This is a genomic window from Bacteroides sp. MSK.20.82, assembly GCF_019052485.1.
GTDB lineage: Bacteria > Bacteroidota > Bacteroidia > Bacteroidales > Bacteroidaceae > Bacteroides > Bacteroides thetaiotaomicron.
The window spans coordinates 60,385-74,483 of record NZ_JAHQUN010000015.1 but is presented as its reverse complement, the minus strand read 5'-3'; the positions used below and the strand labels follow the sequence as shown (position 1 = coordinate 74,483).

Annotated in this window: 8 protein-coding genes; 2 read left to right on the top strand and 6 right to left on the bottom strand. The window is 42.5% G+C overall.

Annotated elements, in window-relative coordinates:
• Positions 1–158: 158 nt before the first annotated feature.
• The 6 genes from KTR07_RS14505 to KTR07_RS14480 form a co-directional block, all read right to left on the bottom strand.
• On the bottom strand, positions 159–965 hold the full coding sequence (locus tag KTR07_RS14505) for a sialate O-acetylesterase (RefSeq protein WP_370448178.1): 807 nt from the start codon (positions 963–965) through the stop codon (positions 159–161).
• A 44-nt stretch (positions 966–1,009) separates the two neighbouring features.
• Complete coding sequence (locus KTR07_RS14500) at positions 1,010–2,788, bottom strand: polysaccharide deacetylase family protein (protein WP_062695974.1); 1,779 nt, start codon at positions 2,786–2,788, stop codon at positions 1,010–1,012.
• Positions 2,789–2,944: 156 nt separating this feature from the next.
• Complete coding sequence (locus KTR07_RS14495) at positions 2,945–7,246, bottom strand: two-component regulator propeller domain-containing protein (RefSeq protein WP_217315449.1); 4,302 nt, start codon at positions 7,244–7,246, stop codon at positions 2,945–2,947.
• 142 nt (positions 7,247–7,388) lie between these two features.
• The gene (rhaM, locus tag KTR07_RS14490) at positions 7,389–7,703 is read right to left on the bottom strand and encodes an L-rhamnose mutarotase (RefSeq protein WP_008759851.1); all 315 of its coding nucleotides are present in this window, start codon (positions 7,701–7,703) and stop codon (positions 7,389–7,391) included.
• Between the two features lie 30 nt (positions 7,704–7,733).
• Positions 7,734–9,131, bottom strand: a complete 1,398-nt coding sequence (locus KTR07_RS14485; protein WP_011109152.1) for a glycoside hydrolase family 105 protein — start codon at positions 9,129–9,131, stop codon at positions 7,734–7,736.
• A gap of 3 nt (positions 9,132–9,134) precedes the next feature.
• Positions 9,135–10,976, bottom strand: a complete 1,842-nt coding sequence (locus KTR07_RS14480; protein ID WP_008764392.1) for a rhamnogalacturonan lyase — start codon at positions 10,974–10,976, stop codon at positions 9,135–9,137.
• A gap of 266 nt (positions 10,977–11,242) precedes the next feature.
• Here KTR07_RS14480 and KTR07_RS14475 point away from each other — a divergent pair, with 266 nt between their 5' ends.
• Both KTR07_RS14475 and KTR07_RS14470 read left to right on the top strand, forming a co-directional pair.
• Positions 11,243–12,382, top strand: a complete 1,140-nt coding sequence (locus KTR07_RS14475) for a glycoside hydrolase family 88 protein (protein WP_008759848.1) — start codon at positions 11,243–11,245, stop codon at positions 12,380–12,382.
• Positions 12,383–12,402: 20 nt separating this feature from the next.
• Entirely contained in the window at positions 12,403–14,037 is a 1,635-nt protein-coding gene (locus KTR07_RS14470) for a rhamnogalacturonan acetylesterase (protein ID WP_181981924.1), read from the top strand.
• Positions 14,038–14,099: the final 62 nt, after the last annotated feature.

The window sequence follows — 14,099 nt, the reverse complement described above, 5'->3', positions numbered from 1 at the left end:
TACATTCTATTGTCACCTTATTATCACCCTCTATTGTCACCCCTATCTTCTTTATTATAAAACACTTAAATCAGAAAAGTGACAAGTGACAATAACAATGGATAAATATTTCCTATGTATATGTTTAAACAGAAATGAGTGTAGTCTGAAACTACCAGCTATTTCTTTATTAGTTTCTTAACTTCTTTAGCATAGCGTTTGCCTAAAGTAATCTGGCTTGCTGCATCAAAATGAGGATCCGTTTCATCCTTCAACGGAGTAAGTCCTTCGGAAGACACACAAGCACTATGGGGCAAAAAAGTGGAGATCTCTTTTATCATGTCATTAAAGGGTTTTGTACCTTCGGGAATATAAGGTTTCTTTGTCCAGTTCCATTGTGCTATTTGTCCTACGACAACTGGTAAATCAGGCATTCCCAGGTCATTACGTAAGTCTGTCATCAGCTGAATAATCTTCTCTTTATATGCTTCCGGATGATGACAATCGGCTTCTCCCTGATGCCAGATAATTGCTTTCAATGTACCATACTTCATTGCTTCTTTTGCACGTCGTATTGCTTCATCATAATATCCGCCGGACTGTTTGGCATTCTTAACCCATGAACGAATCGAAGATCCTCCCCGTGCATTGACGATTAAGCCTACCGGATGTTTTTTAGTAGCCATCGTCTTGGCAAATCCATATGCAGGTCCTACTTGTTGCCAGCTAAGTCCTTTTCCTATCGTAGAATAGCGGTTCAAGGGATTCACTGCGGGTTCGAACTGATCATCTGCATTCAGCAGGTATACATTTTGTAGAGTATCCATCACTTCCGGTGATAATTTCCCTCTCCCTGCCATATTCGACTGTCCAATGCAAAGATACAGATCCAGAGTCTTCAGCGGTTTCTCAGCGTGTGCTTCCGATCTTCCCCATACTAGCACACATAAAAGGAAGAGGCCACATAGATAATTTGTTTTCATTATTTTATTGATTTTATTATCAGGTTAAACTTTATTCGTACACACCCCTAATTAAAATGAATTTTAATAGTTCCTCCATAAGGATTAAAGTCAAACATAACTTTATTCCCATTTATATACACAGGTAATTCTTTCCTGCCTTGCTTCACCAGAATTCCATTCATAGTTTCCCCTTGAATCACCATCGTCAATGGCTCAGCAAACAGTTTTCTATCTAATTTCAACTTGGGAGTAATTGTCATACCATTCTTTTTATTAGAGACTTTCAATTGTATCTCCTCCCTTTCTTTGATATAAGATGCCACTTCACAGAAGGTACCTACCCAAATCTGATCTTCCATACTTTTCACTTTATCCAAATGTTCCCAAAATAAAGAAGGCGATTTGAAAGCATCATATCCATAATTAATGCCGTGCGTCATACCTACTCCCCAATCTTCCGCTTTCATCAAATCCTTCAACCATTTGTCAAACCGTTCGGGAGTTGACTTTCCTCCGATTGAAATTTGTTTAGTACGTGTAGCGACCCTGCCTTTAGAAGCCATACTGACTATTTCTTCTGTCTTATAATTATATGGGTAACAATAGGTACGAGGTACAATGCCAATATTAGCATAAATAGCACTATCATTCTTTTCTATCTCCGATTTAACTTGCTCTATAGTCAATCGTTTGGCATTCTTATGTGCCCAGCTATGGCTGGAAACCTCATGTCCTTTCTTTGACATTTCACGCAACTCATCCCAAGTCATTCGAGGTACCTTTGCAGATGCACCTTGTTCCGTATAATAGCCGCATACCCAGAAAGTACCTCTAAAACCACGTTTCTCCAACTCAGGGGCAGCTACAGTTGAATGTTCTGCCAACCCATCATCAAATGTATAACTGATAGCACAAGCTCTGTCTCCTTTATATTTGGCGACATATACATGAGGATCATCCGAAAGAGTCTTTTTAATTTGTTCATATACCTGTTTACCCATAGACTCGGCAGAAACCTGATTAAAATGAAGTTTATCTCCCAGTAGTTCCGCTTCCGACATATCAATCAGATAAGCGTTCTTATCTTCTTTTGCATAGCGACGCATTCCTTCCTCAACATCACTATTATACCTCTTGTTTTTCCTGGATACGGTACCAAATATAAATGGAAGTTCAGAGTAATCTTTTCCGGTTTTCTCTGTCAGGTGGTTACGCACATAGGAAACTACTCCTTTCAGATTCTGATAATATTCTTTTCCGTGCTCATAATCACTTTCTCCCTGATGCCAAACGAAAGCATCAATCTGATAACCTTGCTTTAGTTTGGAAAGTGTCTGATCAATACTCGCATCAATATTGGCAATCAAAGAAAGTAATAAAGATTTTCCTTTCTCACTGGTAGCTGTATTCTCTGCCAACCATTTCGGGTCGGCAGACCAGTAAGTTCCCCGAAAAGGAGTAGTAACAGGAGCAGCTATGGCAGTGCCACCGATAGCCCACTTGATAACATAAAAATCTTCCTGAAACAACTGTTCCAACCAATAATAAGCAATCGCATCATATCCCCAAGTATAAGGCTTACTTTTAGGATGACTCAATGGCCAAAATGGAACAAACATACCATCTGTACGATTATGGGCAATATGGCAATATTTGTAGGCTCCCGCAGTATACGTACTATCCACAGCCATTGCCTTTATATAATCCGGTAAACGATTGTTAGGTACTCGTCCATCCGTGTTTGACTGACCAGCTGTTATTATAACATGTGCAGGCTTCTGCCCTCTCGCCTGAATATAACAAAAGCCTAATACAAAAAACAAGATAAAAAAGAGTGTTCTCATGATCAATGATCCTTTAATTTTATAGTAATATTCTCCTGCAAAAATAAGGGTACTTTTACTATTCGACCATAGACTATTGTACACAAATACAAGGTCGATCATTCACATCGGGCACTACAGAGAAGATTTAAACTACCATTTAGAAAGCTTGGTTACTCAAGCTTCTGCCGTCTCATTTTCTCCCTGTTCTTTCATTTCACCGCGTTGATATACGGACGGTGCTACCCCAAACTGAGTCTTAAAGCACTTACTAAAATAGAACGGATCGCTGATGCCAACCTTGTAAGCAACTTCCGCAACAGTCAGATTCTCACCAGACAATAACAACTCAGCCGCTTTTTTCATTCGTACAACCCGCAAATATTCATTGGGAGAATACCCCGTCACTCCGCGCAGTTTTCTATAAAATACCGTTCGTCCTAATTTCATCAATTGAGCAAACTCATCAATAGAGAATTCCGGACGAGAAAGATTCTGTTCCAGTACAACAGCCAATCGGTCGGCAAATTCCTTATCACGGTCAGTAGAGCATACGGCAGCACGAACAATTCCCGGCTCACTGGAGAATTTCTCCCGCAACTTATCACGCTGTTCTATCAAGCGGAATACGCGTGCCAACAGAAGTTTTATACTGAACGGCTTCGCAATATAGGCATCAGCACCGGCTTCAATTCCTTCCAGATGTTTTTCCGGAGAATTCAATGCTGTCAGCAAGATAATCGGGATATGACTTGTCGCAAAATCAGATTTCAATTTCTTTGTCACTTCAAATCCGGTCATTCCGGGCATCAGTACGTCACAAATAATCAAATCAGCATCATAGGTACGAGCCTTCTCAAATCCGGAAGTTCCGTCAGCAGCTACTTCAACTTCAAAATAAACTCCTACTTCTTCTTTCAAAAATTCACGGATATCATTATCATCTTCTATAATCAATACTTTACGCTTATTCAAAGGCTCTGCTATTTTCTCCGGTTCCGGTAGTTCTTCCGAAAGTTCCAGTAAATGATGTGCCTGCCCGCCTGCCTCTTTCAACAAGACATTACCGGGAATAAGGAAATCTTTCTCCGAATAAACACTTTTGTCCGTCGGGATACAAACGGTAAAGACAGAACCTCCGCCGTCATTGTCTTTATATTCAATCGTACCTTTATGCACCTGTACCAATTCATAACTCAGATGCAAACCAACTCCGATACTATCACCGGAAAAACTACTCTGCATAAATCTCTTGAACAACTCATTTTGCTTCTCTTTTGGAATACCAACACCTGTATCTGCTACTTGAATCTGCAATGTCTTCTTCACTTCATCTACCGTAACAGAAAGTATAATCGTACCGTTCGAAGGGGTATATTTAAAAGCGTTAGACAACAGGTTATAAGTCACTTTATCCAGATTACCCTTATCAAGAAACATCTTGTAAGACGGTATAGACGGAATAAAACGGAAATTCATATTCTTTTGCTCCGCTACATCACCGAAACTCAGGAAGATTTCATAAAGGAAAGCAATCACATCCGTTTCTTCCAAAGAGAGCGCCAACTTATTATTCTGCATCTTGCGGAACTCCAATAACTGATTGATCAGCCTCAACATTCGCTGAGTACTTTTATCCATCGTTTTGAGCGGGTGTATCAGATCACGGGGAATATCAGCAACCCGTTGAATCTTTTCCAACGCTCCTTGAATCAAAGTTAACGGAGTACGAAATTCATGGGAAATATTAGTAAAGAAAACCAGCTTATATTCCGTCAACTGTTTTTCCACATTAATACGATTACGCAGACTGTTAAAGTTACGCACAATACGGAAAGTAAAATATAAAGTTACAATCAGCAGCAGCACATATCCCAACATAGCCCAGTTCGTCTTCCAGAAAGGAGGCACAATGACAATCTTCAAGGTTGTTTCACTTTCATTCCAAACACCTGCTCCATTACATGACTTCACATGAAGTACATAAGTACCTGGGTTCAAATATTTAAAAGAAGCAAAATTCAACGGAGAAGGTGTGCTCCATCCCTTATCATAGTTTTCCAGCCAGTACATATACTTTGTACGTCCGCTGTCCGAATAGTCAAAAGTAGAGAAATCTATCAAGAATGAATTCTGAAAATACTTCAAAGTAATTTCATCCGAATAAGCAAGCGATTGTTTCAATGGAGAATCCCCCATAGTAGGATTTATCTGGGTACCATTCACATGCAAATCTGTAAAGACCACCGGAGAAAAAGTTTCGCTATCCTGAATTTTATCAGGATCAATGACAAGCAGACCGTAATTTGTGCCGAAAAGCAATTTTCCATCTACTCCCACACAAGCACTATTCTCACTATAAACATTACCCAAAGTATAGGAAGAAAAGAAATAATTTTCAAAAGAATGATTAGTCGGGTTAAACTTAGAAATACCATATTCCGTAGCTACCCATAAGTTTCCGTTATTGTCCCCCAAAATTGATTGAATCACATCATTAACCAATCCTTCAGAGGTTCCGTAATGTTCATATTTCAATGAACGGTAATTATCTTCCGGCTCACAAAGATTCAAGCCGGAGCCAGATGTCCCCACCCACATACGTCCTTTCGTATCACGGTAGATACATCTGATTTCATTGCTGCAAAATGTACCGTTTGTATAATTGAACAGATGATAATCGTCACTGTCAGCTATCAATGAATCCGGATGAAAGATGCACACACCCTCACTGGTGCCCACCCAGATCATTCCATTATCGTCTTCTTCTATTACTCGCACCATACGCAGACCAAACTTCTGCTGTAAAAAATGACGGAATTTATACTTGCCATCAGTCGTCGGTTCTGCCAGTTCAAGCCCACCGCCAAAGGTACCTATCCACATACGGTCTTTCCGGTCACGAAAAAGAGAAAAGACATTATTTTCTGATAACGAAGCCGGATCCGAGACTTCATTGCGATACCATGAATCTCCGATCTTCAATCCATTTCCACGGGTTCCCACCCACATTTCGCCTTGATTATCTTCTGCTATCGCATAAATATTGGAATGGAAATACTGATTGGACATTTTGGAATGAAGATTCGAGTCAAACGTATATAATCCGCCTTTACGTGTTCCGACCCAAATATCCCCATCCGGCATTTTAGTCAACATACGAATCGTATTCGAGCGATCAAATAATTCACGGGATTCGGGATAAATACGCGAGGTTCCTTCATTCAGAACTGAAATACGGGATAAACCGGAATACTCTGAACTTACCCAAATACCTCCGGCACGATCCTCCATCACATATAACAGAAAATCCGAACTTATATGACTCTGATCATTTATATTAGCCAGAAAATGTTCTAACTTATCCTCTGTCGTGTCATAGGCAAGCAATCCGTTACCATAAGTAGAAATCCAAATGATTCCCCGGGAATCATGGACAATATGATAACGTTCATAATCAATGTATCCCAGTTTATCTTCAGGTATCAACTGAAATTCTTTTCTTGCTCCATTCTTGGCCAAAATATAAGTGACACATCCCGTATGATTATATATCCAGAAGTCACCATGATTATCACAAATCACTTCACCATTTCTGATGTTCAGACCGGAGTCCACACTGATCTTGCGTGTATTGAAATCATAGTTAAAAACCCCGGTATTGGTAAGGATGACCCATTTATCGTTCAACAGGAAGTTTCCCGTAGGTGACGTCTTACCCGCAACAGCAGAAAGCGAACCGACTTTTGTCAGTTTTTGCTTTGTAGTCTGATAGCAGTAGATGTCTCCGTCCGCTGTCAGAAAATACATATCATTCTTGAATGCCAGAGAAGAAGTAAAATGGAGTAATCTGTCTTCTACCTTATACTGTCCGTCGGATACGGAAACTAAGCCACGCTGTGTCCCGATCCAGATTCGTCCGCCGGCATCTTCATTTACAAACTGTACCCGGTTATCCGGAAGATTTCCACGCTCCGTCTTAAATTCCGTAGACACCATCTGTCTGTCTTTCTGATGGACCATTCTGAGACAACCATTGCCGGAATGTCTGAGCCATACATCCCCATTAGCAGCAACAAATATAGACGAATAATTCTTTTCCAGCGCACCAGTCCCCGTATAGTCTACAAAACAGGCACGTTGCAAGTCATAACAACTGAACAATTCCGGAGTTGTAGAGATCCATAAAAAACCATTTTTGTCTTCGGTAAGGTCATAAATCCGATTATCAGCCAAAGAGACTTTATCACCGATTTCCGGACGGAAAGTCAGAAAAGAGTTGCCATCATAGCGGCTTAACCCATTTAGGGTAGCCAACCACAAGAAGCCTTTGCTATCCTGATACAGGTACCGAACTGAGTTATTCGGAAGTCCGTCACTTGTTCTCATTTGTTTGGAACGGAGTTCAATGCCGCCGTAAGCCGCATTGAAAACAAGAGTCATGAACAATGTGAAAAGTAATATGCGCCTCTGTGTCATATAGATTCTAAGATTAATGATAAATGCCAGACAAAAATAGTCAAGATAGTTGAAATAATAAAGAAACAATCCATAAATAGTATCAGGAGGATGCTTGTTTTTTAATCAAACATCCCCCTGATATCAATTCTGTCTAAGGGTTCTAGTCCATATGAAAGACTTCCGGCAATGGTATTGAAACCGGTGAATTGTCCGGATTCACTTCCATGATATCTGCCATATAATCCCACCATTTCTGTACAATCTCTGTGTTGCCCAAGTCCTGCGAACCTCCTTCTCCTTCTGTTTTCTGGAAAGCAAATAGAATATTGGTTTCTTTATCCCAATATATAGAATAATCCGACACCCCATTTTTTGAAAGCAGTGCTTTTAATTCAGGCCAGATAGCGGCATGCCTTTTTTCGTATTCTGCTTCATAGCCCGGTTTCAGATACATTTTGAATGCTTCTCGTTTCATGGTTCCTATATTTTAAAGTTAATCTTTTATTTATTCACTATCTACCGCAAAGATAGGAGCTGTCGTCTTCTGCTTTTCCTGATAATATTGCACGGCACTGTCATTCATCTGAGGATGTTGGGTGTTGAGCAAACGAATCATTTCCGCACCTGCCCAAAGCACCGGTCCGTATCCATGCGCCGCATATACATTGACCGGACGATAATAATAGAAAGCCGGATCGAAAGCCATACCGGTGCCTACGCAAGTGCCTTCCACCTGTCCTTCTTCATTTATCTTTCCGGCGACGGCATGCCATCCCAACTGGGCAACAGGACCATACGCTATCGCATCAATCCAACCTTTATTAATGGCGTGTGCCAGACAATATACATAGATAGCAGTTGCAGAAGTTTCCAGATAAGAATCATTGCAGTCGAGCAACTGGTGCCAAAATCCTTCTCCACTTTGCAACGCCGTCACTCCGCGCACATGAGCACGGAAATAATCCATCACCTTCGGACGTTGGGGATAATCTTCCGGCAATACATCCAGCAGTTCACAAGCTGTCAGCAGCGCCCATCCATTGGCACGTGCCCAGCAAAAAGCCGGATGATCCGTACTGCTTTCCACCCATCCGTGTCTGTACAATCCCTTTTCGGGGATAAACATACGGTCTGCAAATTGCAGGAATTGCTTCACGGCTTCTGCCAGATATTTATTCTTCGCTTCCTTATCATAACGACTCATCTGCGCTACCGCCGGAATGCCCATAAACATATCATCCAGCCAAAGAGTATTCCGCTGAGGACGATTACGGGCAAACGTTCCGTCTGCCAGACGATATTCTTTGTTGATGATAAAATCAAAGTAATTCTGAATTAATCCGTCAACCGGAAGAGACTCGTCTTTCAACCGTAATTTAATCATGGCAGTACATACGGCTCCCGCATCATCCAACGCATGAGGAGTCAGGATTTGCAACAATTGCGAATCAGTCTTCCCTTTTTCTTCATAGACACGTTTGAAATGCGGAGCGACTTCCGCCAAAAAGCGGAAACGATTCTGAACATAGTCAGTATAACGCTTATCACCTGTTGTTTCGGCAGCCGCTATCAGAGCGGAATAAGTGACACCCCATTCATAACTTGCCAGACGAAAAGCCCCGCGTTCCAGCTGCGCCTCATCCCCCATTGCAGTATAATCCGTAATCACCTTACCGGTATTCTTATCCACTACACGAGCCGGTGTCTCCTTATCTATATACGCAAAAACACGATCGATGTCTTTTTTAACCTGTTCGGGGGTCAAATCACCATAAGTACCCTGATAAGCAGGTTGCAGTAAATGCAAGGGGGTATTTGAATCATTGATTACTGCTTTCTTTTTCTGCGCACAGGCAGGTAGTGCTACCAATAACGCAGCAACGGTCATCATACGATAATTCATAATTTACTTTTTAGGTATTTTACATCCTCTGAATATAGTGCCACGCAACTCCGGACCAAAATAGAATCCGGGCTGAGTAGGCTGATTATAAGCCACATTTTGAGTCGCAATACTGATACGGTAAACCGGATCTTCCAGGAAAGTATGGAAACGGTAGTCCGTAGGAATGGTAGAGACATAAAGCCTCAAAGCTGTATTATCGGCTGTACGTAACAATACTTCTTCTCGCCAGTCTCCTACAATATCTCCTTGCAGACAAGGAGTTGACTTTGTTCCGTTATTAGAAAGAGCACCTTCAAAAACAGCGATACGTTCACAAAGTCCTTTCTCCCAATTATATTTACTGACTACATTACGATCCAGCAACTCACGCAAGAGATCACCATCCCACCAGACAGCCATATTCGTAGACAATCCTCTGACTCTGGAAGCAATCACTTCCCCTTTCACATTTCTGACACCTTTAGAATCTAAAGACCACATTTCAACTCCGGGATGATTAGGATCAATATCAGCAGCCATACAACGACCTACATCAGTATTACTCTTTATCTGGAAAATAATTTCTCCCGTAGCTGCATCCCGGAAAGTTGAGCCATCTCTTCTATTCTCGTGGCAACTCCAAACCTGCAATCCCGGACGGGAAGGATCAAAGTGAGTCAGATGCATAGCATCACCATGCCCCATGCGGGTAGAATAAAGTCCGGTTCCATCGTTATTGATCGTACATTGTCCATATACAATCTCATCGCAGCCGTCACCATCTACATCACCTACACGAAGATTATGGTTTCCCTGTCCGGCATAAGCTCTGCAACCGGGATTATTACTGTCGAATACCCAGCGGTTCTTCAAATTCTTACCATCCCAGTCATAGGCAGCCAATACAGTACGTGTATAATATCCACGGCACATCACCACACTCGGATGTACTCCATCCAAATACGCAATACAAGCCAGATAACGGTCGCTACGATTGGCACGTCCGTCGCCCCAGTCCATCAGATTGCCACGTTCGGGCACATAATCAATCGTTTGCATTGCTTCTCCGGTCAGTCCGTTAAAGATGGTCAGATACTCCGGGCCTGTCAGAATACGTCCTCGCTCATTCCGATAATCCGCATTCGCATCACCGATCACCTTTCCCGTTCCGTCCACTGTTCCGTCTCCGGTCTTCATTACCACTTCCGCACGGCCGTCACCGTCCAGATCGAAGACCATAAACTGTGTATAATGTGCACCGGCGCGTACATTGCGTCCCATATTGATACGCCACAACTGCTGCCCGTTCAACTTATAACAGTCAAAAATCACCGGTCCCGTATAACCGTCATGAGCGTTATCATGTGCATTGGACGGATCCCATTTCAGAATAATCTCATATTCACCATCCCCGTCTACATCACCGATACTGGCATCATTCGGAGCATAAGTGTATGCTTGTCCGGACGGAGTAGTACCTCCCTCGGGGCGTACCAAAGGAATATTTAAATATCCTGTCGGAGCATCTGCCGGCAGTTGATAATTGCTTTCTGTTTTACCTTTTATAGCTTTTACCGTATAGAGTGCAGGTTCTGTTCCCTGATAAGAATCCTGGAAGAAAGTTGCATTTTTCAGCGGATGTTTATTCACCTTTTTACCATCCCGGTATATATCAAAGGATTCGTCCATCGGATCAGAAGAAAGATAGCGCCAAGAAACGACTACGGTTGACGGATTCTCACGAATGGCAATTACGCCACGTCCTAAATGTTCTCGTTTCAGTTTAGTAAAATCATAGTTTGGCTGGGCAACTACAAAAGTCGCTATTACCAACAAACTAAAAAAGATGCTTGTACATTTCATAGTTTTATCATTAATCAAAGTGTTCTTATCATATTTAGAATAACGTCGTGCAAAAGTAAGGGATATGGTCTACCCATAAAATAGAATATCGTACAAATCTATGTATAAATTGCCTTTTTAACCATCGCACTCCCTTTCCGAAGGCATTATGGACAAATTTAAATACTTGTGGACAATATTCCATTGAAGAGGAAAAAAGATTCCCCTATCTTTGCCCGTGAAATCAATTATAGTAGCTAATTTTATTTATAAACAGTTTTTATACCATGAAGAAATTACTCCTCTCATTTATTACAGCAACTCTCCTGAGTAGCATGTCTGCCGGTTCAGCCGGTGCGCAAGAGTTGCCCGAACAAAAGGAGACTTTGGCAACCATCGTAAAAGTAAACGACTACTTTATGAAAAAGTATGCCGATTATACCCTACCCTCGTTTTTTGGCAGAGTTCGCCCCAGCAATATCTGGACTCGCGGAGTATATTATGAAGGGCTGATAGCTTTATATAGCATTTACCCGCGCGAAGATTATTATAGCTATACATACGATTGGGCGAATTTCCACAAATGGGGAATGCGTAATGGAAACACGACCCGCAATGCGGATGACCAATGCTGCGGACAAGTTTACATTGACCTATATAATATGTGTCCCTCCGACCCTAACATGATCCGGAATATAAAAGCCAGCATCGATATGGTCGTAAATACTCCGCAAGTAAATGATTGGGACTGGATTGACGCTATACAAATGGCAATGCCGATTTATGCCAAGTTTGGCAAGATGACCGGCGAACAAAAGTACTATGACAAAATGTGGGATCTGTATTCCTATACCCGCAACACAGAAGGAGAAGCCGGTATGTACAATGCCAAAGAAGGATTATGGTGGCGCGATCAGGATTTTGATCCTCCTTACAAAGAGCCGAACGGCAAGAACTGCTACTGGTCCAGAGGAAACGGTTGGGTATATGCAGCCCTTGTGCGTGTATTGGATGAAATCCCCGCTGACGAAACACATCGTCAGGACTATATCAATGACTTCCTGACCATGAGCAAAGCCTTGAAGCAATGTCAGCGTACAGACGGCTTCTGGAACGTAAGCCTCCACGATGAAAGCAATTTCGGAGGTAAAGAAACTTCGGGCACAGCCTTGTTTGTATACGGAATGGCATGGGGAATCCGCAACGGATTACTCGACCGTAAAGAATATCTCCCTGTTGCACTGAAAGCATGGAATGCAATGGTAAAAGAGGCAGTTCATCCGAATGGTTTCTTGGGCTATGTACAAGGAACAGGCAAAGAACCGAAAGACGGGCAGCCGGTAACTTACAAAAGTGTTCCCGATTTTGAAGATTATGGTGTAGGATGTTTCCTATTAGCAGGTACAGAAGTTTACAAGTTAAAATAAGAGCATTATTTATCAGGTAAATGAAAAACAAGGTATTTCACTGCTTATGCTGGCTCACAGCCATCATATGCAGCTTGCAGATGCAGGCACAAAACAACATTGCTTCTCCAATGAAAGATGTGAATCAGGTGGTAGACAACACACTGGACAGTCTGAATAAAGCACGCACGGCACGCCCCGTTGCCGGAGCAAGCCGTAAAGGTAACAATCCGGTCTTATTCCTGGTCGGCAACTCTACCATGCGCACCGGTACTTTAGGAAACGGCAACAACGGCCAATGGGGCTGGGGATATTACGCAGGAGATTATTTCGACTCCAACCGAATCACCGTTGAGAATCATGCTTTGGGAGGAACTAGCAGCCGCACCTTCTACAACCGCCTCTGGCCGGATGTAATCAAAGGCGTGCAAGCCGGAGACTGGGTAATCATCGAACTGGGACACAATGATAACGGCCCCTATGACAGCGGACGTGCCCGCGCCTCCATTCCGGGAATCGGCAAGGACAGTCTGAATGTGACAATCAAGGAAACCGGAGCACAAGAGACCGTATACACATACGGCGAATATATGCGCCGTTTCATCAACGATGTAAAAGCCAAAGGAGCACACCCGATTTTATTCTCCCTGACTCCCCGCAATGCATGGGCAGACAAAGACAGCACCATCATTACCCGTGTCAACAAAACATTCGGTTTGTGGGCAAAGCAAGTAGCGGAAGAACAGAATGTTCCTTTCATTGATTTGAATGATATCAGCGCCCGCAAGTTTGAGAAATTCGGCAAGAATAAAGTGAAATATATGTTCTATATCGACCGCATTCATACCAGCGCTTTCGGTGCCAAAGTGAATGCCGAATCTGCCGCTGACGGAATACGCGCCTGCGAAGGGCTGGAATTGGCAAAGTATCTGAAACCTGTTGAAAAGGATGAGGCTACCGGTTCGAGCCGCAAAGAAGGACGCCCGGTATTGTTTACCATCGGCGACAGTACGGTTAAAAATAAAGATAACGATAAAAACGGTATGTGGGGATGGGGCAGCGTGATAGCAGATGAGTTTGATCTGAATAAGATATCTGTTGAGAATTGTGCTATGGCAGGACGCAGCGCCCGTACATTCCTTGACGAAGGTCGCTGGGATAAAGTATATCATGCACTCCAACCGGGAGACTTTGTTCTTATCCAGTTCGGACACAATGACGCTGGAGAGATAAATACCGGAAAAGCCCGTGCCGAATTGCCCGGCTCCGGAGAAGAAAGCAAAGTATTTTTAATGGAGAAAACAGGTAAATATCAAGTCATTTATACTTTCGGCTGGTATCTCAGGAAGTTTATCATGGACGTTCAGGAAAAGGGTGCGATACCTATCGTTTTAAGCCATACCCCACGCAATAAGTGGAAAGACGGAAAGATAGAACGCAACACTGCCTCCTTCGGCAAATGGACACGCGAAGCTGCCGAAGCTACCGGAGCCTATTTTATCGACCTGAATAAAATAAGTGCTGACAAGCTCGAAAAGAAAGGTATCAAGAAAGCGGCAGATTATTATAACAATGACCATACGCATACTTCTTTGAAAGGAGCGCACATGAATGCCAAAAGCATCGCAGATGGACTGAAAATGGCTGATTGCCCGTTGAAACAGAACTTGAAATAAGAGACAGACTCATCTGATATATTCATAAAGCGGTTAATGCATTTCACTGACAGTGCATTAAC